The sequence below is a fragment of the Pelagihabitans pacificus genome, from assembly GCF_009371985.2.
Classification (GTDB): domain Bacteria; phylum Bacteroidota; class Bacteroidia; order Flavobacteriales; family Flavobacteriaceae; genus Pelagihabitans; species Pelagihabitans pacificus.
In genome coordinates, this window is the sequence record NZ_VIKU02000001.1 from 1,068,521 (window position 1) to 1,094,024 (window position 25,504).

The 25,504-nt window shown below is 47.8% G+C and carries 21 protein-coding genes; 19 read left to right on the plus strand and 2 right to left on the minus strand.

Going from position 1 to position 25,504, the window contains the following annotated elements; all coding sequences use genetic code 11:
• Positions 1-151 precede the first annotated feature (151 nt).
• From FK220_RS04705 to FK220_RS04795, 19 genes are all read left to right on the plus strand, one after another.
• A complete protein-coding gene (locus FK220_RS04705) occupies positions 152-2,866 on the plus strand; it encodes a G8 domain-containing protein (RefSeq protein WP_152573109.1) in 2,715 nt (904 codons plus the stop codon).
• A 46-nt stretch (positions 2,867-2,912) separates the two neighbouring features.
• Positions 2,913-5,240, plus strand: coding sequence for a G8 domain-containing protein (locus FK220_RS04710; protein WP_152573110.1), 2,328 nt, complete (start codon positions 2,913-2,915; stop codon positions 5,238-5,240).
• 169 nt (positions 5,241-5,409) lie between these two features.
• On the plus strand, positions 5,410-5,844 hold the full coding sequence (locus FK220_RS04715) for a SoxR reducing system RseC family protein (protein ID WP_152573111.1): 435 nt from the start codon (positions 5,410-5,412) through the stop codon (positions 5,842-5,844).
• Positions 5,841-6,731: a Fe-S cluster domain-containing protein gene (locus FK220_RS04720; protein WP_152573112.1), complete on the plus strand. Its 891-nt coding sequence runs from the start codon at positions 5,841-5,843 to the stop codon at positions 6,729-6,731. Before FK220_RS04715 ends, FK220_RS04720 begins: the two co-directional genes overlap by 4 nt.
• Complete coding sequence (gene rsxC / locus FK220_RS04725) at positions 6,724-8,052, plus strand: electron transport complex subunit RsxC (RefSeq protein ID WP_152573113.1); 1,329 nt, start codon at positions 6,724-6,726, stop codon at positions 8,050-8,052. The genes FK220_RS04720 and rsxC overlap by 8 nt, the downstream gene beginning before the upstream one ends.
• Before the next feature lie 2 nt (positions 8,053-8,054).
• Positions 8,055-9,065: an RnfABCDGE type electron transport complex subunit D gene (locus FK220_RS04730; RefSeq protein WP_152573114.1), complete on the plus strand. Its 1,011-nt coding sequence runs from the start codon at positions 8,055-8,057 to the stop codon at positions 9,063-9,065.
• Positions 9,066-9,067: 2 nt separating this feature from the next.
• Entirely contained in the window at positions 9,068-9,664 is a 597-nt protein-coding gene (locus FK220_RS04735; RefSeq protein WP_152573115.1) for an RnfABCDGE type electron transport complex subunit G, read from the plus strand.
• 4 nt (positions 9,665-9,668) lie between these two features.
• Complete coding sequence (locus FK220_RS04740) at positions 9,669-10,274, plus strand: RnfABCDGE type electron transport complex subunit E (RefSeq protein ID WP_238718896.1); 606 nt, start codon at positions 9,669-9,671, stop codon at positions 10,272-10,274.
• 1 nt (position 10,275) lies between these two features.
• The gene (locus FK220_RS04745) at positions 10,276-10,851 is read left to right on the plus strand and encodes an electron transport complex protein RnfA (RefSeq protein WP_152573116.1); all 576 of its coding nucleotides are present in this window, start codon (positions 10,276-10,278) and stop codon (positions 10,849-10,851) included.
• Between the two features lie 181 nt (positions 10,852-11,032).
• Positions 11,033-11,383, plus strand: a complete 351-nt coding sequence (locus FK220_RS04750) for a nuclear transport factor 2 family protein (protein WP_152573117.1) — start codon at positions 11,033-11,035, stop codon at positions 11,381-11,383.
• A gap of 196 nt (positions 11,384-11,579) precedes the next feature.
• Positions 11,580-12,404 carry a class I SAM-dependent methyltransferase gene (locus tag FK220_RS04755; protein WP_152573118.1) on the plus strand — a complete coding sequence of 275 codons (825 nt, stop codon included), beginning with the start codon at positions 11,580-11,582 and terminating at the stop codon, positions 12,402-12,404.
• 216 nt (positions 12,405-12,620) lie between these two features.
• Complete coding sequence (gene aac(6'), locus FK220_RS04760) at positions 12,621-13,064, plus strand: aminoglycoside 6'-N-acetyltransferase (protein WP_166204769.1); 444 nt, start codon at positions 12,621-12,623, stop codon at positions 13,062-13,064.
• A gap of 264 nt (positions 13,065-13,328) precedes the next feature.
• The gene (locus FK220_RS04765; RefSeq protein ID WP_166204771.1) at positions 13,329-14,159 is read left to right on the plus strand and encodes an alpha/beta fold hydrolase; all 831 of its coding nucleotides are present in this window, start codon (positions 13,329-13,331) and stop codon (positions 14,157-14,159) included.
• 103 nt (positions 14,160-14,262) lie between these two features.
• The gene (locus tag FK220_RS04770; RefSeq protein WP_166204773.1) at positions 14,263-16,071 is read left to right on the plus strand and encodes a hypothetical protein; all 1,809 of its coding nucleotides are present in this window, start codon (positions 14,263-14,265) and stop codon (positions 16,069-16,071) included.
• A 40-nt stretch (positions 16,072-16,111) separates the two neighbouring features.
• A complete protein-coding gene (locus tag FK220_RS04775; RefSeq protein WP_152573650.1) occupies positions 16,112-16,342 on the plus strand; it encodes a prolipoprotein diacylglyceryl transferase family protein in 231 nt (76 codons plus the stop codon).
• Between the two features lie 474 nt (positions 16,343-16,816).
• The gene (locus tag FK220_RS04780; protein WP_152573122.1) at positions 16,817-19,213 is read left to right on the plus strand and encodes an ABC transporter permease; all 2,397 of its coding nucleotides are present in this window, start codon (positions 16,817-16,819) and stop codon (positions 19,211-19,213) included.
• Between the two features lie 919 nt (positions 19,214-20,132).
• Positions 20,133-20,570 carry a universal stress protein gene (locus FK220_RS04785; RefSeq protein WP_152573123.1) on the plus strand — a complete coding sequence of 146 codons (438 nt, stop codon included), beginning with the start codon at positions 20,133-20,135 and terminating at the stop codon, positions 20,568-20,570.
• A 45-nt stretch (positions 20,571-20,615) separates the two neighbouring features.
• Positions 20,616-21,365: a glutamine amidotransferase gene (locus FK220_RS04790; RefSeq protein ID WP_152573124.1), complete on the plus strand. Its 750-nt coding sequence runs from the start codon at positions 20,616-20,618 to the stop codon at positions 21,363-21,365.
• A 252-nt stretch (positions 21,366-21,617) separates the two neighbouring features.
• Positions 21,618-22,076, plus strand: a complete 459-nt coding sequence (locus FK220_RS04795) for an META domain-containing protein (protein ID WP_152573125.1) — start codon at positions 21,618-21,620, stop codon at positions 22,074-22,076.
• Between the two features lie 410 nt (positions 22,077-22,486).
• Here the strand turns inward: FK220_RS04795 and FK220_RS04800 are convergent, their stop codons facing one another.
• Both FK220_RS04800 and FK220_RS04805 read right to left on the minus strand, forming a co-directional pair.
• Positions 22,487-23,503: a 2-oxoacid:ferredoxin oxidoreductase subunit beta gene (locus FK220_RS04800; protein ID WP_238718897.1), complete on the minus strand. Its 1,017-nt coding sequence runs from the start codon at positions 23,501-23,503 to the stop codon at positions 22,487-22,489.
• On the minus strand, positions 23,500-25,371 hold the full coding sequence (locus FK220_RS04805) for a 2-oxoacid:acceptor oxidoreductase subunit alpha (RefSeq protein ID WP_152573126.1): 1,872 nt from the start codon (positions 25,369-25,371) through the stop codon (positions 23,500-23,502). Before FK220_RS04805 ends, FK220_RS04800 begins: the two co-directional genes overlap by 4 nt.
• Positions 25,372-25,504 lie beyond the last annotated feature (133 nt).

Sequence of the window (25,504 nt, forward strand, 5' to 3'; positions counted from 1 at the left end):
TTAAAAAAACTGTGCATTTCATCGAAAAAAAGTAGGGTAATGCCATATACCATTGTTATGCACATATCAATTTAACATTTCAAACGTTAAATTCTTATGCTTTAAGAAACAGGATTGGCCCCAACCTTCCTACAACTTAACCGACTTAGCTATGACGTACAAAAATGCCGCTCGTTTCCTTTATCTGTTTTTTGCCCTGACGGCAATTCCCTGCACTCTTCTTGCGCAGCAAAACTGGTCGAACCCCTCTTCATGGGCTTCCGGAGAGGTGCCAAAGGCGAATCAGGACATTAGGATTCCCGCCGACAAAACGATTCTCTTGGATGTATCACCACCAAACCTGGGGAATTTGGTCATTGAGGGAAGTCTTATTTTTGAGGACAAAAACCTCTCCTTGACGGCAGAGACCATCAAGGTGATGGGGCTGCTTCAGATAGGAACCGCCGAAACCCCGTTCCAAAGCAATGCTACCATTACCTTAAACGGCCCCAAGGTCGATGAGGAAGTTTTTGGTGGCCGTTTCCTGACTACCCTATCGGGCGGGTCGTTACAACTACACGGTGCCAGCGCCGCCAAACTTAGTTGGGGACAATTGGAAGGTACCGTTCAGCCGGGAGCTACAAGCATTACTTTAGACCAAACTCCCGTAGGTTGGGAGACCGGGGATAAAATCGCCATTGCACCCAGCGGTTATGAGCCGTATGAGGCCGAGGAACTGACCATCACCGGCGTTGCGGGAAATACGATTTCCTTTGTTCCGGCCCTGCAATTCCCCCATTTTGGCGAAATCCAGGAATACGAGGGAAAATTATTGGACGAACGGGCCGAGGTAGGTATGTTGACCCGGAACATCAAGATTCGGGGAGCCCAGGATTCCGAAGAACAACGTTTCGGGGGGCATACCATGATCTTGAACGAATCGGGACCCATCCACATCGAAGGGGTCGAGTTTACCCTGATGGGGCAGCCCGGTATCGAAGCCCGCTACAATATGCACTGGCACTTGGCCGGTGACCGGGAGGGGGACTATATTAAGAACTCCAGTATTCACCATAGCCTGCAAAGAGGGGTGGTCATTCACCGCACCGACAATGTGTTGGTCGAGGATGTGGTCGCCTATAACGTACGCAACCACGTGTTTATCCCTGCCGAGGATGGCCCGGAGATCAACAACACCTTTCGGCACAATCTGGCCATTTTAGTGCGCAAACCAGAAAAAGGCTTTTTTGCATTCCCGCGCGATGGCGGTGGCGGCAGTAACCAAGGGGAACAACGCGTCGGCGGGTTTTGGATGCGCAACGTACACAACAATTTGATTGACAACCATGTTGCCGGTTCGGAAAGGGGCACCGGTTTCTTTTTTGACACCAGGGGCCGTAGCCGGGATTTCAGGGAAATCGATCTGTTGCCCCGTGAGGTGGTGTTCGACGGCAATGTCGCCCACTCCTGTTCAGTGCCTGGAAACTTAGGAAACGAAGGGATTTCGAACACGGCCTTATACAGTCAAGTAGGACACGGACATGGATTTTTTATGACCACGTTCAATCCAGGAGACTTGATGTGGACCTTCAATAATTTCACCAGCTATAAAAATGCCATGAGCGGGGTTTGGACGGAAATTACCAACGTGACCCTCGACAATTTTATGATTGCCGACAATGCCATCGGACTGCTATCGTCCGAATCGCATGTGCAGAATACCGTTGTGATCGGAAAATCGGCCAATACCATTGGTGGAAAGAACCGTCATTTACGACACGGCGACCGAAGGGCCGGCTATTACTCCATCGCGCAAGGTGGTCGCAAACAACCCAAATTGACCAACGTCACCTTTATCGATATCAATAAGGATGTAGAGGAAGGAAAGGTCGCCGCCGCGGTTATAGGCCATGGTGGACATCGAGGAAAAAACTTCTTCCGGAGCGTACAACTTAAAGGCGAAACCCTTCCCGTTTGGATGAGCACCCGGGGATCAAAGGGCGATAATGAGAACTCTTCCTTTTTGTTGGATGAGGATGGGAGTCTCACCGGATACGATCGACCCGTGTTGATTGCGCACCCCTACTCTTCCTTTCGCCATGATGCCATCGAGTATCGGGAAGAATGGCAGGCGTATATTTTAGAGGCCGAGGGTGCCATGCAACTCAAAATGAACGGCATCGGTTTTGACCTGGAGCAGGAAGTGTCCCTAATACGGGATTTTGACCGATTGCGTATTCCCAAACAACAACATGCCCATCAACGGTTTTTTAATTTTTTCGGACAACAGAGCTATACCATCGTTGGGCAGTGGGAAATCGACGAGAAGGATAACTATCTGGAGCTACGCAGTGTCATGGAAAAGGAAGGCGAATGGACGACCTTTAAACATCCGTTCCCCTACACCGGAATCCTGGTATTGGACAGGGAAGACAATCCCATTACCCAGGTTAACAGCCTTGCTGAACTGGATGCCCAACAGGCTACGGCCTATTACTTTGATCCCGCCCAAGGGGCCGTGTATCTTAAAATGGTAACAGATGAAACGGGGTATTCAAACATCAACCTAATACCACAGGGCGAAAAAACAGGAAACAACTATGGCATCGAGTACGGGGACATCCGCCAGTTTGTATTGGATGCGAAAGTATACCCCAACCCCCTAAGCGCCGATTCGCGATTGGAATACACCCTCTTGCAAGATCAGGTAGTGGCCATCTCCATTTATGACATTCTGGGAAGAAAAGTGAAGACGCTGCTGGTCGAGGAACAGGAAGACGGTTTTCACAGCGTTCCTATCGGTGAGCACGTGATGCAGTCGGGTACCTATGTCGTGGATATTAATTTTCTGGTGAGTTCCCTCCCGATAAAAATCATAAAGCCCTAAAATAAATCGAGTGGTACGGGTGTTATGAATACAAACCTAAGCTACGATGGCCGTTAAGAGGTATTTTGTCTATGGAGTATGCTTGCTTTTAACGGGCAGCCTTGCAGTTGTGCGAGCCAAGGAACCACGGACCCCCAAATCGAACCCGGTATCCCATACCGAACCCATCGAAACCAAGATTATTGTTAAAAAAGGCGATCGATTTGTTTTAAGCGGGAAGTCGCTGCAAGTCGACACCTTATTGGTAAAGGGTACTTTGGTATTCGAAGACCATAACAACTTCGACCTATCGGTGGCCGTATTGGAAATAGATGGTGGGACTTTGCGGGCGGGAACTTCTAAAAAACCAATATCCCATTCATTTTTAATCGATTTGAGCGGTGGCGAAGCGCATCCTGCGCAGTTGACGGTTAAAAACGGGGGTAGGCTTTTGCTTTTCGGAAACACGGAAGTGTACGGCGAAGGGGAGATCCATCTGGATACGGAAAAGGAGGTTCCTTCCAGACCCATCGTGATCAGCTCCCAAGGAAATTTTGGTTTTATACGGCTGACGGAAGCCGCCGAAGCCGTATTCGATGGCGTGCAGTTACGTGGGCTTGGCGTAGCGGGAACGCATCCCGTCCTGTCCTGGCAAGGTACCCAGTCCGATTCCGGGGTGATTAGGAATTCCATTTTTGTCGACTCCCGTCATACCGACCTTTTTTTGGCTACGGCGGGGGCCGTTATTGAAAACAATCTGTTTATCTCCAGACAGGGAAGCTCCATTTATTGCGCATCCTCCAGAAACGCTACAGATAATAGGATTCATTCAAACCGCATCGTGAATACGACCGGAAACCACATTTTTGCCCTGGCCATTCACAATCCTTATCAAACAGTGACCCAAAACCATATCACCGTCAGCGGGCCGACCTCTGGCATTGGTATCCTATTACAAAACGAACATAAAAACGTGCAGTGGGAAAAACCCACGAAGACCTTTGCCTTAAATCACAATACTGTTGAGGCCAAAGGGGCCCACCCGGTCCCGGGCACCGTAGGGATCCAAATAGACGCCTTCGATCACAAGGCTATCTGGAGAAGCACCAACAACCGAATTGCCAACTTTGGATTGGGACTTCAAACCTATTCCAAAAATACGGTGCTGGATGGCTATAGCTTTGAACACAATACCGTTGGCCTGATTCCCGGGGTCGCCTACCTACAAAACAGTCGATTCTTGAACGATGCAAACCATGGGAAGTCCACCGCCGTTTGGGTGACGGATGCCATGGGAGCCTCGGCCCCAAAAATCTCGGGCCTTCAAATCACCGGATCCGATATCGGTTTTCAAATCGAAGGTACCCCAGGCGCCAACAACTATTTTGAAAAAATCACCTACCGGGGCGTACCCAGGTTGCTAAAATTTAACGAGATGGATGCTACCTCCTTTCTGTACGACAAAGACAGGAGTCTCACACAGACCAAGGCCCCCGAGGTGGTTCCAGAACCCGGAGCAGCGGTCCCTGGCCATGACCACCATGCGGGGAAGCAGCCCTTAAAAGGATTGTATCTATTTCACCAAGACGCATTTCTCAACACCAAAAACAGCCGTCCGTACCCCTCCAATCCGTCAATCTACACCGCATCCGCCACTAATTTTGGCACCCTGACCATTTCGACCGGTTTTGGTCTGGAAGATCCCGTTCACGAACATCGACAGATCTTCAATTCAATTTGGCTCCGGAATTCCGATACCCAAAAAATAATGACCAAGGAAAAGGCGGTAGACAATGAGTCGTTCTTTTTGGCGGCGAATACGCTCTACGAATTTGACTACGGGCGCTCGGACAGGCCGCTCTACGATCTGAGTTTTGAATGGGACGCGCCGAAAGGGAATTGGATCATGCTCAAGTTCCGCTATACCCACCCCAATGTGCAAGGGCTACGATCATTTGGCAGTTTGATCGATAGGGCCGCCTCGATGCACAATTTGATGCACCAAAACCAGACTTCCTACTATTTTGATGCGGCTACGGAAACAGTCTTTGTAAAAATATACAATGACGGCAACCGGGACGAACTGGTAATTTACAGTTCCGATATCCTTACGGAAATACAGATCGATGGTAAAAAAGTGCCGCTCAGCATGTACACCGATCTGCGGGAAGACAAGGTCGTTATTTCCTATGAACTCCCCAAAGCGCTACCGTCTACGCTGCTGTTGGCAGACCACTATGGGAACACCTTGAAAACCCTACATACAGGGATTTCCGATTCCGGAAAGATTTCAACTGCCTTCAGTCTTCAGGAATACGACGTGCGAAAAGGGGTCTTTCTTTACTTCCTTACGGTAAACGACCAAACCCACAAGGGTCCGGTCTATGCCTATTAGCCCTTTAGTGCCGGTCAACGGCCTGTAATCCGTACCCTCTTTCCGACCATTCGGACAAAACCACTCCGGTACCAAATCAGTTCGGGGTCCGACCTGCTCCAATACCTGACATAAGTCATATTATCCGCCTACTGAATCCCGTACTTTTAATACTTTGATACGATATGCCATGCAGCCAACACGGTCAAATACCGATACCTATTCGCATACAGGCATCATTTCTAAAATGGGCGATCGTTCGCTTGTCGTCTCCTTGGATGAAAATGTGCACTGCGAATCGTGCCGTGCCAAGGCCACTTGTGGGATTACCGACGCTACCACCAAACAGATTGAAATAACGGATCCGGAAGGCATCTTTCAAATGCACGAACCGGTACAGGTGGTGCTCCAAAAACAATTGGGTCTAAAAGCGGTTTTCTGGGCCTATGTGTTCCCCTTTATCCTAATGCTGGCGACACTGCTGATCGGTTCCGTTTTTTTGGAGGAATGGTTGGCCGGCCTCCTATCATTGGGGGTGCTTGTCCCCTATTATTTGACCCTCTATGTGCTGAGGGATGCGTTTAAGAAGACCTTCCGAATCGCCGTTTTAAAACTATCGTCGTGACCGATTCGATCCTCAATAGCGTTTTTTTGCTGACCTCTTTGGGAGGGGTTACCGGCATGGTATTGTTTATCGTCTCTAAGAAGTTTTATGTGTACGAAGATCCGCTGATCGCAGAGATCGAGGACGTACTACCTGCCGCCAATTGTGCGGGCTGCGGCTCTCCCGGCTGCAAGGCTTTTGCCGAAAAGCTGGTGGCTACCGAAGATATTTCTGGCCTGTTCTGTCCGGTGGGGGGAAACGAGGTCATGAAAACGGTCTCCGAAATCCTGGGCAAGGAAGTAGTGGAACAAGACCCGACGGTCGCCGTAGTGCGCTGTCAGGGCGGGTGTGATGTACGGCCCAAGACCACCGAATACCAAGGACCCAAGTCCTGCGCTATTTCCGCGATGATCTACAGTGGGGAAACCGATTGCCAATACGGCTGTCTGGGCGATGGGGACTGTGTCGCTGTGTGCAAGTTCGATGCAATGTATATGGACGAGGCTACCGGCCTCCCCGTGGTCATTACCGATAAGTGTACCTCCTGTGGTATGTGCGTCGATGCCTGTCCCCGCGACATTATCGAAATGCGCCCCAAACACAAAAGGGACCTCAAAATTTTCGTCGGTTGTTTGAACGAGGACAAGGGCGGTATCGCCAAAAAAGCCTGTGCCGTCGCCTGTATCGGATGCTCCAAATGTTTCGACGTTTGCCCGAAAGAGGCGATTACCATGGTCAATAACCTGGCCTATATCGACCCCGAATATTGTACGTTATGTCGAAAATGCGTTCCCGTTTGCCCGACCGAATCGATTATCGAGACCAATTTCCCAAAGAAAAAGGTAAAAAAGGTCGAAGTGGATAAAGGGATAGAAGTGAAATCGGTAAATCTGATGAACGATGCTTAAGACCTTCCCAAAAGGGGGAATCCACCCTCCCGAAAACAAGCTGACCTCCTCCAATAGCATCAAACGCATGCCCGTGCCCAAGGTGGTGTACGTGCCCATTGCCCAGCATATCGGAATCCCCTCGGAAATCGTGGTCGATCGCAAGGACAAGGTCGAGCTCGGGCAGGTGATCGCCAAATCGGGCGGCTTCGTCTCTTCGAACATCCATTCACCGGTGGCCGGTACCGTCACCAAACTGGATATGATCGTCGACAGCAGCGGCTATAAAAAACAGTGCATCGTTATCCGAACCGATGTGAAGAACGAAACCAACTTCGAGGAGATCGACTATCCACTGAAAAAGGAAATCACTTTGGAGCCCCAGGAAATCGTACGGCGTATTTCGGACTACGGCATCGTAGGTTTGGGCGGGGCCACCTTTCCTTCCCACGTGAAATTGAATGTGAAGGAAGATAAAAAACTGGATTGTCTGCTGGTCAACGGGGTCGAATGCGAACCCTATTTGACCGCCGACCATCGCTTGATGCTGGAGAAGGCGGAAGAAATCCTGGTAGGCATCCGAATTTTAATGAAGGCGCTGCACTTGCATCGGGCGGTCATCGGTATCGAAAACAACAAACGGGATGCCATCGAAGTTTTTAAAAAACTGACCGCTGACGAAAAGGAAATCCAAGTCGCCGCCTTACGGGTAAAATATCCCCAGGGAAGTGAAAAGCAATTGGTGAAGGCCATTTTAAAAAGGGAGGTCCCCAAAAACGGACTGCCCCTCGATGTCGGCGTGGTCGTGCACAATGTGGGAACCATCTTTGCGATTTACCAGGCCATTCAACACCAGCAGCCCCTCATCGAGCGGGTCGTGACGGTTACCGGCAAACAACTGAAAGAACCCTCCAATTTTTGGGTCAAGATCGGCACCCCTATCAAAGACCTCGTTGAGGAAGTAGGTGGTTTGCCCGAAGGAACCCGCAAAATAGTGAACGGCGGCCCTATGATGGGCAAGGCCATCAAAAATACCGATGTGCCGGTCACCAAGGGTACTTCGGGCATTCTGGTCATTCATGAGGACGAGGCCAGCCGAGGCGAACCGAAAGCCTGCATCCGTTGTGGGGACTGCGTCGATGTCTGCCCCATGGGACTGGAACCCCACCTCTTGATGAACCTGTCGGAAAAGGGACTCTATGAAAAAGCGGCCCAGGAAGATATCCTTACCTGTATCGAATGCGGGTCGTGCAGCTATGTTTGCCCTTCCCACCGACCCTTGTTGGATTACATTCGCTTTGGAAAATCCATCGCGAAAAAAATGGTAACCTCAAAGAATTGAGCATGGATAGCCCCCCTATCGTCATATCCGCCTCGCCCCATGTGCATTCCGACAGAACGGCCAAACGGATCATGTACGACGTGGTCATCGCCCTGGTGCCCGCCTTTTTAGTGTCGGTCTATGTCTTTGGCATCCATGCCTTGATCGCTACTACCGCCGCAGTGGGCTCCTGCCTTTTGTTCGAGTACCTCATTCAAAAATATTTCCTAAGGACCGAGGTCACCATTTTAGACGGTTCGGCCCTGATTACCGGAATTCTTTTGGCGTTTAACCTGCCCGCCACGCTACCCGTTTGGATGATCATCGTGGGTAGTTTGGTCGCCGTCGGTATCGCCAAACTTTCCTTTGGCGGACTCGGATACAATGTGTTCAACCCCGCCCTGGTCGGTCGGGTGTTCCTATTGATCTGTTTTCCGGTACAGATGACGCTATGGCCAACCCCGGTGGAGAACAATACTTCGTTGGTAGATGCCATTTCCGGGGCGACGACCCTGGGCATCATCAAAGACGGTTTGCAAATAGGGGAAACGATGGGCACCATCAGCGCCCAACTCCCCTCGAACATGAACATGTTGTTGGGCATTACCGGTGGTTCCCTAGGGGAAATGTCGGCCTTGGCCCTGCTGCTGGGCGGCCTGTACCTCATCATCCGAAAGGTAATTTCCTGGCATATTCCGGTGACGGTCTTGGCAACGATGGCGGTTATGACCGGAATTTTCTGGTGGGCAGATCCTACCCAATACGTGAGCCCTATCATTCACCTATTGGCCGGGGGTGCCATTTTGGGGGCCTTTTATATGGCGACCGATCTGGTGACCAGCCCGGTTACCAAAAAGGGCATGGTCGTTTTTGCCATCGGTATTGGGTTGATTACCGTGGTCATTCGGTTATTCGGTTCCTATCCGGAAGGCATCTCGTTCGCCATCCTGATTATGAACGCCTTTGTACCCCTGATCAATAAATTTTTTAAACCGAGACGCTTTGGCTCCAAGATCAAAGCAACAATTGTATAGCGATGGTTCGAAACGAATCTACCTTATTGAATATGGTGCTGGCACTGATCGTGATTACGGTGGTAGCCGGATTCTCCCTGGGCTACGTGAATGACATCACCCTGGAACCCAAAGCAAAGGCGAAACTGGCCAAAAAAATGACTGCCTTGGAGCGCGTGCTGCCCGACTTTGATAACCGTCCCGTATCCGAAATACTACTAGTGAAAGTGGAAGGTGCCAAAGACAGCGTCGAGATTTATCCGGCTTTCAAGGAGGGGGCGTTTGTCGGGGCCGCGGTCGTCGGGGCCTCCGAAAAAGGCTATAGCGGCCTCGTGAAAATCATGGTGGGCTTTGAGCCCGATGGCACCGTACACAACATCGTGGTGCTGGAACAAAAGGAAACCCCCGGGCTGGGGACCAAGATGAAGGGGGAAAAGTTCCTACGCCAGTTCCGGGATCGGCATCCTGCTAATTTTGAGTTGAAGGTCACCAAGGATGGTGGGGAGGTCGATGCCCTTACCGGGGCGACCATCAGTACCAGGGCCTTTACGGAGGCCGCTCAAATGGCCTACGAAGAATTCGTCAAAAACAAGGAATTGATCACTACAACCGACCGATAAGCGCATGGCAAAACCTATTGATCAACAACAAAATTTTTTCAAGGGCATCGTGAAGGAGAACCCCGTCTTCGTGATGCTATTGGGCATGTGCCCCGCATTGGGGGTGACCTCCTCGGCCTTTAACGGACTCGGGATGGGCGTGGCGACGCTCTTCGTGTTGTTGATGTCGAACATCGTGGTCTCCCTGGTGAAGTCCCAGATACCGAATAAGGTGCGGATTCCCGCCTTTATCATCATCATCGCCTCCTTCGTGACCATCGTGGAAATGGTACTGGAAGCCTATATTCCTTTCTTGTACGAACAGTTGGGCATTTTTATTCCCTTGATTGTGGTGAACTGTCTCATCTTGGGGCGGGCCGAGGCCTTTGCCTCCAAAAACACGCTGAAATCCTCGGTCTTGGACGCCCTGGGAATGGGCTTGGGCTTTGTCATCGCGCTGACCGTGCTAGGGGCCGTACGGGAAGTACTGGGCAACGGGAGTATTTTTGATTGGAAGTTTGTCTCCGAGGATGCGAACACCTTAATCCTCTTTATCTTACCACCAGGGGCGTTTATCGCCTTGGCCTACCTTGCCATTTTGTTCAACCGCCTCACCCTAAAAACAGCTTGATATGGACTATCTTGTTATCCTCATCGCCGCGGTTTTTGTCAACAATATCGTACTCTCGCAGTTTTTGGGCATCTGCCCCTTTTTGGGGGTGTCGAACCGGGTATCGACCTCCATCGGGATGTCTGGGGCCGTTTTGTTCGTAATGACCATCGCCACCACGGTCACCTATTTGCTACACCACTATGTATTGCTCCCTTCGGGGTTGGAATACCTACGTACCATCACCTTTATTCTGGTCATTGCCGCCCTGGTACAAATGGTCGAAATCGTCTTGAAAAAGGTGAGTCCGCCCCTCTATCAGGCGCTCGGCGTGTTTCTTCCCTTGATCACCACCAACTGTGCCGTGTTGGGGGTCGCTATTTTGGCTTTGGGGCTCGACAATGGCAGTTTGTTAAAGGCGGTCTTCTTCGCCTTTGCCAATTCGCTGGGCTTTGGTTTGGCCCTGATCGTCTTTGCCAGTATTCGCGAGTTTTTGGAATTGGCGAATATTCCGGAGGGCATGAAAGGCGTTCCCATTAATCTGCTGGTAGCCGGACTCCTCTCTCTGGCCTTTTTGGGATTTGCCGGCTTGGTGTAGGCTTTTTCGTTTACTTTTTTAACAAAAAGTAGTACATTGGGGTGGTTCCTGTAATAGAGTTAGCCGTAATTATGAAAGAACTATGCAGTGTCATTTTTCGTCACGTTGTAATGGCCCCTAACTGAGAACCCCCGAAAATGAAATAGAGAGGTCTTTACCAATCAAAGAAAAAAACAAGTCAATGCCTGAACATTCCAATAAGGAGCGCTGTCTTTCCTATTTGAACCGCTATGCGGAAAAGGACCTCCATAGTATCGAAAAAATGTTTTCGGAGGATATCGTATTACGGGACTGGAAAATTCGTGTCGAGGGAAAGGAAAATGCGCTCAAGGAAACGCGTAAAAATTTCGAAGCTGCAGCTTCAATAGCGATAGAAGTTCTTTCTACGTATGAAAACGAGGACACCGTAGCAGCCGAGCTGAAAATTACCGTCGATTCGATCGAAGAACTTTATGTGGTAGATGTCATCACCATGAATTCCGAGGGGAAAATAAAATCCATAAGAGCGTATTTGGGTAGAGGTAATCAGTGAACAAACGTGCCTGACAATGCCTAAAATTTTTTTGCTTTCCTTCTTTCCCGAATAATTTTCGCTACATTTAATACCAACGGCAATTGCCGCTATTACTTAATTCAAAGTGCCTTCCGCTCCCCCAATGGCTTGGGCTTGTCTAAGGAAAGAAGAGATTTGGCCCGACCGCTGGCACCATTAGAAGCTACGCAAAAAAATGAACAAGCTCCATAAAAATATAGAGCGGCATTATTTGAAAGCAGGGCTGTTTGAGGATATCCTGCAACGCTTAAAGGAACAACAGATTGCCCTTGACCAGGTCAAAAGATCGCACATTTCGGGGGTTGACGAGTTTCATGTACGGGGCGCCGAAGTATCCAAGGAACTGGCGAATTCCATTGACCTGCACGGTCTTCATGTCTTGGATGTCGGTTGCGGCTTGGGCGGACCTTGCAGAATGCTGGCCGACGAATATCAGTGTACGGTGACCGGTATCGACCTGAGCCAGGAATACGTGCGAACCGCTGCCAAACTATCAAAACTCGTTGGTCTAGACCACAAAACGACCTTCATCCGGGCAGATGCCACCGAGCTGCCGTTTGAAAACGCGCGCTTTGAGGTGGTGTGGACCCAACATGCGCAAATGAACATTCCCGATAAGAACGCTTTCTATTCGGAAATAAAGCGGGTGTTGAAAAAAGGGGGGTACTTTCTTTTTTACGAGATCCTCAAAAAGGGAGACGGAGCGGTCGCCTATCCCATGCCCTGGGCAAGCGATGCCGGTCACAGTTTTCTGTTTACGGCAGCGCAAATGGAGGGATTTTTAAAGGCGCTCGGATTCACCAAAAAAGAAACCAACGATCAGACCCGGGCAGGAATCGATTTTTTTGAAGCCCTCATCGAACGACTCAAAACGAGCGGGCCTCCGCCACTAGGGCTGAACGTTCTGATGGGTGGAACGACCGAACAAAAAATAACGAATCTGCTGACCCATTTAAAGAAGGGCGATCTTGAATTGATAAGTGGAACATATCAAAAATAAGGGTGGCGACAAGCGGCCCATAAAAGCAAAAGCCAAGTCTAACACGTAACTACCAAACGCTAGGCAAAATCCATGACATATTTCGTATCTTAGGAATTAACGGCATTCCAAAACTAGCGGTTGCCGATGGATGCGTTATCCGTATTTGTTTGTCGGAGGCACAAAAAAATAAAACCCAAGCATTGGCAGAAAACCCAGACAACAATAATCCTTCCGATGGCCGAAATCGTTGAAATAGCACATTCAAACTATCAGGAAATCGCCCGTTTGGCATCCAAACTATGGCCTGATAGTACGCTAGAAGAAGAAAAGAAGTATTTTCATCATTGTATTTCCGATACCACTCACACCGCTTTTCTCTTAACGATGGAGACCACAAGTATAGGATTCGTACTGGTCTCATTACGAAATGACTTTGTCGAAGGAACGAAATCCAAACCCGTGTGCTATATCGAAGGTATTTACGTGGAACCTCCCCATCGGAGAAAGGGTTATGCCGAACTATTGATCCATAAAGCGGAAAGTTGGGGAAAAGCAATGAATTGCACCGAAATTGCTTCCGATACCGAAATCAACAATAGGGCGAGTATCGCTTTCCACAAAGGAATCGGTTTCAAGGAAATCAATCGGGTGGTCTGCTTTGCAAAAGCTATTTTGTAGTTGTCTGACAGCAACAGCTTTCTTAAAAAGGGCACTAAGAGCGTACTCTTAACACCGCCGGACCGATGGATAGGTTGCTGTCGGATGTTCCATACTTCGGCTTTGCCAAACGCAAATTTGGAAATTCCTGTAATTGGTTATCTTTAAAGTCAGGCTGCCAGTCACCGTAAAAATCCCTTCCTCTTGAGACATCCATTTGTCGGTAGAAGGCAACCATAGAACATGGATACAAAATGATTGGCGGGTCTTTTGCTTATGAAAAATATGGTGCGTCTTCTGTTACTATTTATTGCCACACTACATTCCTGCAAAAAAGGGCCAGAGCATCATTTCATTGATGTTCAAGGAAAACCACAACATGTATTGACTTGGGGAAAAGGGGAACCGGTGGTAGTGTTTTTAAACGGTGGGGGTAGCGATCTTCAAGATTTTGGAATCGTTCAGAAATCAATCGCCCAGATTACAAAAACCTTTTCCTACGACAAACCCGGTCTTGGAAAATCACAAATGATCGATGTTCCCAGGACACTGGAAAATGTAGTGGAAGAGCTTCGGGAATTATTGGTAAAGGAAGGAATCGTGGACGTGCCCGTGATATTGGTCGGACATTCCATGGGCGGTTACGTAGCACGGTATTACCTGCACCGGTATCCGAAAAATGTAGCGGGCATGGTATTGATCGATCCAGGAAGCGAATTTCTTAATGACGAATATCGAAAAGTGCAAACGCAAAAGGAAATCATGAGGGAAGACAGCATCCTATTGGAACAAATAAAATTAATTCCCAAAGGGTTTCAAATGGAGGTCCTTGCCTACCCCCTTCACGATTCCCTTCTCAAAACCTTTTCAATTAACACGGATATTCCGATAACCCTCATAGAATCGAACAAGGTGGATGGGGACGACCCGTCCCACAAAAAACTCATTGAAATTCAGAAAAGACTGTATAGGGACTTTCAAAGGAAGGTGCCTCAAACCAACATCATCTCCACCGTAAAAAGTGGCCATTTTGTGCAACGGGACGAACCCGAACTCGTCATAGCTGCCATCAAAGGGATGCTTGTCGATTACCGGAAACCCACTGTTAAAAATTAGCCCTTATGCTACTTTGCAACTGGCGGAAATTAGAGTCGAAATCCTATAGGAATAGACCGAACCTTTAACCATATTAAAAGCTTGAGTGATGCAAACCGACTTAATGAATAGAAAATTCTATTTCCTAACCCTACTACTTTGTGCAATCCCTTGGTGTTATATTTCCTACGCGCAGGAATCCTCCCTGCTACTGCCCTTTCGGATGCCCCTCCCCGACGATTTGGAAAAAATCGAACGGCTCGATTTTGATCGGGACGGCGACCCGGACGCCATCAAGTATACGATACACGGCGATATGCCCGTACTATGGATCGATGACGATGACGATATGAAACCCGATGACTGGGAAGGCGACCTAGATAATGACTGTGTGCTTATCGACCGCAACAAAGACGGGCTGTTTGCCGGCCCTTATGACCTGAGCATCGATTTTGGGGATGAAGATGGGGATGGCATGGCCGATTTGCAGCTCCTCGTTGAGAACGGGGATAGCGCCTTACGGAGCCAGTGGGACTGGTCGTCGAACATCGTATGGTTTATCGATGATGGGGAGCAGGATGCCCATTTTGCCTATATCAATTGGGACAAAATGGATTTAAAATTCTGGGAACATTACGGCCATGCCAATTTTTATGCAGACTACCACGGACAGAACGCCTTTACCAAAATGAATGTTTCCAGTTTTCGGTTCCACGATTTTCGCTACAGTTGGGAAAATCCGTTTTATTTTTTTGATATCGATGGCGATTCCCATAGCGAAATAGCCATTCGGTGCGAGGATACGCCCGTTTTCAAGGACAAGCCCGAGAATATCAACGGCCGGGTCGACAATGAACTTTTTAAAGAGCTGGACGACGACATCGATGCGACCATCATCGGTGTGCTGGACAAGGTGTACATCTCCTTTGACCTGGACAACGACAACGGGCCCGGCAACGAATTTGATTTTGACATGAGCCTGCAGTTCAACGGGGACGAGGGGTACGATTACAACCATATGAAACATCCCTTCCAATCAATCGATGGACTTAAGGAGGCCGATGACCTGCTGTTCGATGCGCGCTGGCGCCATTTAACCGAGTTAATCTATCCGCATCGGGAGGCCACCTGGGACATCCTCTTTAAAGACGGGAACTGGGAAGAATGCTGGTTTGTATTTGATGAGGACGACGATTGCAACCGTTGGGAACGCGTGGAGCTCTTGCAGCCCAAAGCCATTTTTAAGCATGGAATGCTTCAAGAGGGCTTGGACCACAATCCCCAAGCGGATGAAATGGGAGATCGGGGGGAGTTCGATCTGGACAACTCCGGCAAAGGGAATCTGTACCTGGGTTCGTTTGACGGACGACTGCATCTATACGGTGCCGAGTGGGGCGCCTGGCGCGTGGATCAAGATGCCTATTCCTATCAGGGCTATGGGGGCTTATACGACCGGTCGGGCTATACCCGCACCCAATACCCGGCAGGGCGCTATGCAACGGTCAAGTATTCCGATACGAACGGCAATGGTTTTATCGACCTCATCGAGTACGACCTGGATGGGGACACGGTATTCGAGCATACGCTTTCCTTTGAGGCACTGGGAATCGACGATGTGAACGATATTATCGAGATGTATGCTTCCGATTATACCTCCCTTTCCAATTTATACCGTGACATGAGTGAGCGGCAATGGCGGAAAGCGGAACAAGCAGTGGCCACCTTGGAAAAATGGGGCCTCAACACCCGATGGTATTCCTTTTACAAACAACCCGGATCGTTGCGCGAAAAATACAGCCATGGCTATTGGGTTAATTTCTACTGTTATTGGGATTTGAGGACTTATTTTACAAAAACAAGGCAGGAGGACAAGGTCATCCAAGTGGATAAGGCATTTCTATCGGGAAATTGGGAAACCCTTTCCATGGAGTAACCCTACCCAACCAAGGGTAGGAAAGCGTATGCCAAGGTAAATAGCATTCCAACATCAAAAACCCAACGGGCTGATTTTAGGTGTGTTTTTGGTTGTGTTTTTTTTAGCAAGGTTTCTGATTGAATTTTTCAAGGAAAATCAAGTCGGATTTGAGGATGCGATGACCCTGAATATGGGCCAGATTTTGAGTATTCCGTTCATCATTGTAGGTTTGGTGATTATTTTCTGGCGAAAAGGACGTAGGGCAGCCCCAGTGGTTGGAAAGTCTTAAACGGGACTATAAAACACCTGCTAGGTACGCCAACCCTTTAGTTTTCCCGTTGGCGTGCTATTAAAAACAACATAGGAAAACTCGGGTTGAAGTGTTCATGGAAGTGAGGGGTTTCTTCCTTCCAATCCCTTCCCTACCACGCCTACCATCTAAATAGTAATTTAAAAGGCCGGCGTAGGGTTGGGCACCAACACGCTTTACGGCCCATAGCATCGAGCGAAGGGTAAAGAATCAATAAATTTAGGATGCTGTCTTTTTGAAGGTCTAATACCATTTTGTCCCCAAACCTTCTTTAGTCCGATTTTTTCCGAACCTTGTAAAAATATTGGACATAAACCGTCAAATATCTTGACGGTAATCGTTCTATACTTTCTAAAAATTCCTTTCAATTAGTTGATAACCAATAATTTAGCTCCGTGGCATAGAATTGGATTCAAAAATTGCTTTAACCTACTACATTTAATCGGAAAAAGAATGCTCAAGAACTATCTAAAAATCGCTTGGCGGACCATTTTAAAGAATAAGATAAGTTCCGCGATCAATATTTTGGGTTTGTCGATTGGAATAAGCGCATGTATGGCCATCCTTATTTTCGTAAGATATGAATCTAGTTTTGATAAATACCACTCCAAATCGGAACACACCTACAGGGTGGTACAGCACAACAACTTACCAGACCAAACATTGTATTGGAACACTACTGCCTATCCGCTGGCAGAGGCCCTTAGGGATGATTTTCCGGAAATTGATCTGGTAACACAAACAATGGGGCCCATAACTCAGGAATTTGGTATCGTAGAAGGTCCTGATTTGAATACATTCGAAGAAACACAAGTGCTATACGTGGATTCTTTCTATCCAAAGACATTTGATATGGAGTGGATATCCGGAAATCCCGTTACGGCATTAAAGGATATGCATTCGGTAGTACTTACTGAAAAACTTGCAAGGAAGTATTTCGGAAAGATCGAAGAAAATTATCGCTCAATACTGGGAAAGACCATACTATTACATGGTAATGAACCGCTTACAATTACCGGCATCATAGAGGATGTCCCTGGAAATTCCAACCAACGTTTTAACATGCTCATCCCGTATGCACTTTTTAAGGCAAAAAATCCAGATGTCTCCGGGAATTGGTCGGGCAACCATCAAGGAACGACATTTGTAGTCTTGCAAAATAGCGCGCTTAAAAATACACTGGAATCCAAAATCGAATCGTGGAAGAAAAAGTATCTTAAGCCCGAAGATGATATGCGTATTTCTTATTTTCTTCAACCCTTGGCCGATATTCATAACGATACCTTGTACGGAAGCAATATCGGAGGCTACGTTATGCCCACGAACACACTTAATATGCTTACAATCGTCGCATTGTTCATCTTGACAATAGCTATCGTTAATTTCGTCAATATACTAACCGCCCAATCAACCTCGCGATCAAAGGAGGTCGGTATCCGAAAGATATTCGGTAGTAACCGGTTGAATTTGATACTCCAGTTCATTTTTGAAAACAGTATCATACTACTGGGCTCTTTGGGGCTTTCCGTTGCCATTCTCAACATCGTATTGGGCCAACTGAATGAAAATTTGTCTGTTATCGACCTACAACTGGCGTTGGGCTGGAACCATGTCGGCCTTATTCTTTTCATCGGTTTGCTGACCTTACTTTCGGCAGCAATTTATCCAGCTTTGGTTCTTTCGGCATTCAAACCCATTGCGGCACTGAAGAATAAAATTCGGTTTTCCAAAAAAGACGGTATAGGTATTCGCAAGTCATTGGTTACGGTTCAATTTATAATCGTACAGCTTTTCGTTATCGCGGCTATTATTTTAGCATCGCAAATGGATTATTTCAAAAGTAAGTCCATGGGTTTCTCGTCCGACGCCGTTGTCATCACCTCGGCCCCGGAGTTTGAAAAATTGGAGGTCTACAGGAACTCTCTTTTGGAAAACAACGAAATTTCCAAGGTTTCCTTTGGTTCCGGCCCCCCTATGGCGGTGGAAGGGCTTCAGTTGGGCACTAGCTTTCGCCTCCCACAACAATCTCCGGAGCATGCTTTGGAAGCAGAGATAAAAGTCGGGGATACGAAGTATTTGGATTTCTATGATCTAGAACTTTTGTCTGGAAGAAATTTTACTACCAACAAAGAAGCTTTTGACGAATTCATAGTCAACGAAACCCTTTTAGGAACATATGGTTGGAACCCTCGGGAAGCCATAGGTAAAAAAATTCAAATTAACGAGGGTATTGCCACTATTGTTGGGGTAGTCAGGGACTTTCATAATAATTCCCTTCAGAGGGATATTTCCCCTTGCATTATTATGAACTGGACCTATTTTCAAAACCAGGCTTTTATAAAAATCGACAGTGGCAAGCCGCTTGAATTCATAAAGGCCAATTGGGAAGATACCTTTGCCTCTTCCGTTTTTCGCTACAGCTTTCTGGATGATTCCATCGAAAAGGAATATGTGGTGGAACAGTTGATTTTTAATGGGTTCACCATTCTTTCAATTCTCGCTATAGGCATTGGATGTTTGGGCCTTTTCGGATTAATGTCATTTATTGTTGCCAGAAAGAAAAAAGAAATTGGAATCCGTAAGGTGCTAGGGGCAGGTATCCCACAGATTTTTTCCGTAGTCACAGGGGAATTTATTGGTTTGATTTCGGTGGCATTCGTTATTGCGGCCCCCTTTGTTTATTATTTTGGCAAGGTCTGGCTTGAAAGCTTTACCTATCGTATCGAATTATCTGTCTGGATGTTTTTAAGTGGTGGTCTTCTAACACTGATGATTGCAATGATAACCTGTAGCTTCCAGTCTTTAAGAGCGGCATTTGCCAACCCGGTCAATTCGCTGAGGGAGGAATAGGAATCCTTCTTTATGTACGCCTTTCCTATCTGAAGTTTTGGGTTTGTACTAGTACCAGTCCCATAAACGGCTGTTTTATGGACTGAATGGATGTATGCTGACGTTTCATTTCTAGATATTAAGCTCTTTTACACTATTTTATTTTTGGCTGGATGTGCGGACGTAGCGGAACTATTTAAACATGGTATTTTACTTTTAAAATGTACTTTTTTGATGGAAGCTTTCGTCGACAGGTATGTTTAAGCATCCCGCTTCTTTCCAAGTACTGTGGTGACCATGCCGAACAGCAGGAAACAAAAGAAGAACAGGAATACACAATGGGATAGGACTTGGCATTTGGCAAAATGGAACCAAATGCATGCGGATAAGAACGATTCTGTAGAACCAATGAGGGGAAGGAATTTTTGCTAAATATTAAAATAAAAAAATTGGGTAACTCCTTGTCGATAGCGGACACCACATTCATATCAAAAAACCAACGGTAGTTCTCGATGCGCTGGAGGAACATGGCCCCTTTGGTCGACTGATAACCTTTTTCAACGACGTATCCGGAAAATTACCTCGGAAACGTTGTTCGTCGCAGCAATTAGGTGAAGGCAAAACAAGGCTTTGAGGAACCAAGGGCACCAACACTCAATTCGACACGAGGCTTGACGTTCACAGTCAGGGCAGGCGTAGGAGCAAATAAATCCCGAGTACGGGTGAAAACACCGCGGGGGACTCCCGAAGACTGGGTATATGCCCTTCGGTCCAAAACCATTTTCTTTTAGAGAATCGTTGCTCCATATGCTCCGTCATCGAGTTACGGAAATATACACTTTTTTGCTACCTTAGGGCTGGGCACTATGCAAGATTGTGCCCTAGCTGTTTCCTGTGGGAGATAGGAACCTTGCCCGAGAAACTCCTTAAAACAAAAGACATGGAAAATCTACTGGTTGCGATTGATTTTAATGGGGACGAAACCCCACTCTTGGACAAGGCCGTTCAATTGGCAACAAAATTTGATTCAAAAGTATGGCTCATCCATGTGGCCGCAGCCGATCCCGCGTTTGTCGGCTACGATATCGGTCCTCAAAACACTAGGGACAGCCGTGCATCACAACTTCGAAAAAAACATCGGCAATTACAGGAATACGCGACCGAACTTCAGAAACAAGGGATAACGGCCACGGCCCTATTGTTACAGGGCGCTGCCATCGCAACGATTATGGAAGAAGTTAAAAAACTCCATATCGATCTTATCATTATGGGACACCATGAACACGGTTTTTTGTACCAGGCACTTATGGGAAGCGTTTCCAGGGAAATCATTAAAAAATCGAACATTCCCGTTTTGATCGTTCCTTTGGAATCTTAGAAATGCCTGCCCGGCATACAAAGGAGCTTTGTACCTTTGGGATACATGAAAATAGCTTCCGACAAAAAAATTTTACTGCTGCAAATGCGGCCCGAGGATGTCGCCGCCGATAGCGAATTTGAAGCCTTTCTACGCGTGGGCGGTTTACAGCCCTACGAAGTAGACCGGTTTCGCCTGGAACAGGGCATTCCCAGCATCGACCTTCGGCGGTATTCGGCCATCATTGCCGGTGGGAGCCCTTTTGACGTCAGTTTGCCCGAAAAGGACAAAAGCAATACCCAAAAAGCCATCGAGGTCTTCTATCACGGTTTATTCGACCAGGTAGTCCCTTCGGACTTCCCTTTTTTGGGGGCTTGCTCGGGCAACGGACTCCTAGGCAGCTACTGTGGGACACCTATATCGACTACCTATGGCGAACCTATCGGGAGTGTCGACGTGACCATGACCGAAGAAGGAATGCGAGACCCGCTGTTAAAGGGTCTGCCACGCACTTTTTCCGCCTTGGTAGGCCACAAGGAAGCCTGTGATATCGTACCCAAGGGTGCAGTGCTTTTAGGTTCTTCCCCCACCTGCCCTGTTCAGATGTTCCGGGTAAACAAGAACATCTACGCCACCCAATTCCATCCGGAAGCCGATGCCGATGAGTTTATCCTCCGTATCCACACCTATAGGAACCATGGCTATTTTGATCCGGAAGAAGCCGAAAGTTTAATTGCTGCGGTTCGCCGCACCCATACGCCCGTCCCCAAAATACTACTCCAACGTTTTGTAGCACGCTATAAAACATCCGGGTAACGAGCAACCCAGTCAAAAGGACCTTTGAATCGAATCCGACTATCGCCATCAACACTCTTGGAAACATTTTCATCGAAACCTACTTTGAAAAATGCATGGCGATTGTTATTTTCCTATGCTGTATACTGGTTTGGACGATTAGAGGTACCAAAGGGTAGGGTCATCCCGCTCAAAGAATCGTATTGGCACCAAACTGACCCATGGATCAACGCAACCGTATCATTGATTTCATATCATTGAAGAAAACAACATATGAAAGCTTATTACTCCATTAGGATTTTATTACTTTCAGCAATTACCTTAATCGCATTCGGTAATTGTTCAAAAGACGACAATGACATTTCTTATGATTTGACCGGAAGTTGGAAGGTAATCTATTACATAGACGGTGATAGGAAAATAAGTAAAACGGACGAAAATACTTGGCCCGACATCAATAACGGGGACATTACCGCGAATTTTACAGAACCGAATGACCGCGGTGAAGGAGCTATTTCTGGGATTAGGGTGACCAATCAATATCAGGGCAGCTATACAATTGGAGAGAACGGAAAAATCTCAATCGGACCAATCTCAACAACATTTATCAATGAACCCGAATGGACGGATTTATTTCGCATCAGCGGGGCAACTAATTACGAAATAAAAAACTCAAGACTTTTCATATACTACAATGACCAGGAAAATGTAATTGTCTTTGATAGTAATTAGGATCTTAGCGCTTTTAGGTCCGTTAAAAAACCAACTATCAACAAGGCCACCATTTCATGACGACATGCTTATCAACTTCAACCTATGAACTAGTAATTCGACTGGATTTCTTAAGAACATTTCCTATTGGGAATGTCCACGACAAAATCATAGTAAACGACCTCGGGACCCTCGTCCGCCGTCCGTGTGTCGCCATAGCTTTAGCGGAGGCACAAACGGCTCCGCGAAGGCGTGGACAAGCCCACAAGGCATTAAATGGAAATTCAACGTAGATTTGTACACCTTTCGTTAGGATGTCCAAGCATCTAAATCTGGATTATCGAGTTAAAATCGACAACCCGAACACAACGGCTTCCCGGTAGTCAAGGAAAATGATGATTTTCTCGGTAGTGTATTTAGAAAGGTATTGATCACTTCACCACGTAGGTTTCCCCGGAAAAGAAGAGGTCGTCCGTTTTGGTAAACTCCGAATCGGCCTTTACTTGTGCGGTCAGCGCATCCTCGCGCTCCCCTAGGGTCACATCCACAAAACTACGAATGATGCCGGTCACCAAAGGATATTCCAACCGTACCAACATCTGGTGCAGCGTGGGGTCTTGCTCTTTGGCGTCGTGGACCAAAATGTCTTCTTGGGTCACCCCGTTTTCGCCGATGGTGGCCACCTCCAGTTTTAGTCCGTTCAAGACCAATCCCTTCTCCCTATCTTTTCCAAACAGCATTGGCTTGCCGTGTTCGATGAATAACTGCTGATCATCGCGAACCGTCTTATCGGTGTATTTCGAAAAACAGCCATTATTGAAAATTACACAGTTTTGCAGCACCTCTATCAGTGCCGTACCCTTGAATTTTTCGGCCTCGATAAAAATTTGGGTCATTTCCTTGGGCATATTGCCCCCGATGCGTGCAAAAAAACGCGCTTGGGCGCCTATTGCCAATTCACCTGGTAAAAAGGGGGGTTGGGTATTGCCATAAGGCGACGATTTTGTTTTCTGCCCCACTAACGAAGTAGGTGAAAACTGCCCCTTGGTGAGTCCGTAAATCTCGTTGTTGAACAGGATGATGTTCAAATCCATATTCCTACGCAGCACATGAATGAAATGATTGCCCCCAATGGCCATACTGTCCCCGTCGCCCGTAATCACCCAAACACTCAGGTCGGGGTTGGCCAATTTGACCCCCGTAGCGATGGCCGGCGCACGCCCGTGAATGCCATGCATGCCATAGGCATCCATATAATAGGGAAAACGGGAGGAGCAACCGATACCCGAGATAAAGACAACATCTTCTTTCCGCACCCCCATCTCGGGGAGGGCTTTTTGTAGGGAACGTAAGATGACGTAATCATCACAGCCCGGACACCAACGTACTTCCTGATCACTGACAAAATCCTTGAACATATATTTTTCTTCCGTAGTCGTTTCCATCATTTGGGGAGTAACTGTTTAAATTTTTGAATCAGCTCGTCATTGCCAAAGGGCAAACCCTGTATCTTGTTGAACTGTAAGAATTCGAAGCGGCTAAAGTGAATGCGCAACACTTTGGCGAACTGCCCGTTGTTCAGTTCACATACCACGATTTTTTTGAACTTTCCAAGAATGGCCTCCGTGTTTTTGGGCAGGGGATTGATGTAGTTGAAATGTGCAAATCCAATCGTATCGACCCCTTCTTCTTGTAACTGCTTTACGGCGGTATGCAAAGCCCCATAGGTACCGCCCCAACCGATGACCAGTACATCCCCTTCCCCCGCAAATTCGGTGGTCAAGTCCGGGATATAGTTTTCGACCCGTTTGATCTTCTCGGCCCGTATTTTGGTCATGAACTCATGATTTTCAGGGACGTAGGAAACATTGCCGGTGACCTGATCCTTCTCCAGCCCTCCAATGCGGTGTTCAAAGCCCTTGGTTCCCGGAACGGCCCAACTGCGGGCCAGGGTCTCTTCATCCCTGTCGTAGGCATGCCACTCTTCCCCGTTCCCGGTCACTTTATTATTCCTGATTTCCGGCATTTCGGCCACGGTCTTGATCTTCCATGGGGCCGATCCGTTAGCGATATAGCCGTCGGTCAACAGAATTACCGGGGTCATATGCTCCAAGGCCAGCTTGGAAGCCTGATAGGCATATTCAAAACAGTTCGCCGGCGTACTCGCCGCAATAACGATTACCGGACTTTCCCCGTTTCTGCCGTAGAGGGCCTGCAGCAAATCGGACTGCTCCGTTTTGGTCGGCAGTCCTGTGGAGGGCCCCCCACGCTGCACATTCACCACGACCAGGGGCAGTTCGATCATCATGGCAAGACCCAAGGCCTCCGTTTTAAGGGCAAGACCGGGGCCGGAGGTGGTTGTAATGGCCAAATCGCCAGCGAAGGCCGCCCCGATGGCGGAAGTGATTCCGGCAATTTCGTCTTCGGCCTGAAAGGCCTTTACCCCAAAATGCTTATGTTTTACCAGCTCGTGCAAAATATCGGTGGCCGGGGTGATGGGATAGGAACCCAGAAAGAGTTCCAAACCCGATTTTTCGGCCGCGGCCAAAAAGCCCCAGGCAGTGGCCGTGTTTCCCAAGATGATGCGGTAGGTGCCCGGCTCCATTTTTGCTGGTGCGATGGTATAGGAGTTGGGTATCAACTCCAACGTCTCCGCAAAGTAATAGCCCGCATTCAGGACCTTGGTATTGGCTTCTGCGATCAGGGGTTGTGTCCTAAACTTTTTGTTTAAAAAATCAATGGTGTATTCCGGGGAACGGTGGTACATCCAGTAGACCATCCCCAAGGCGAACATATTTTTGCTACGGGTAATGCTTTTGTTGTCGATGCCTTCTATGTCCTTTAAAGCCTCCTTTGTCAAGGAGGTCATTTCTACCTCGATGACCCGATAGTTTTCCAGGCTCCCATCTTCCAAGGGGTTCGAATCGTACTTCGCCTTTTCCAGGTTCTTTTTACTGAAGGAATCGGTATCCACAATAATGGTATGTCCGGGTTTTACCGCATACAAATTGGTTTTTAATCCCGCCGGGTTCATGGCCACCAGCAAATCGACGTTGTCGCCCGGGGTGCTCACTTCGATACTTCCGATATGCACTTGAAAGCCGGAAACGCCGTACAGACTGCCCTGCGGTGCCCGTATTTCAGAAGGATAATTGGGAAAGGTGGCCACATCGTTGCCAAACATGGCCGAGGTATCGGTAAACTGGGTACCGGTCAATTGCATACCGTCTCCGGAGTCCCCTACAAAGCGGATCACGACCGCCTCCAAGATTTCATTGCCTTTCTCGGCATCGGCTAAAAGACGTGGGATGGCCATAGGACACTCAGTTTAAGAATGATGAAGTCCTTTAAACTTTTTGCTTTACCTGCAAACTATACATTTTACACCCTAATTTTGTCATTTTTGAGTACCGTAGCAATGACTATGCTACAAAAAATCACTTCATTAC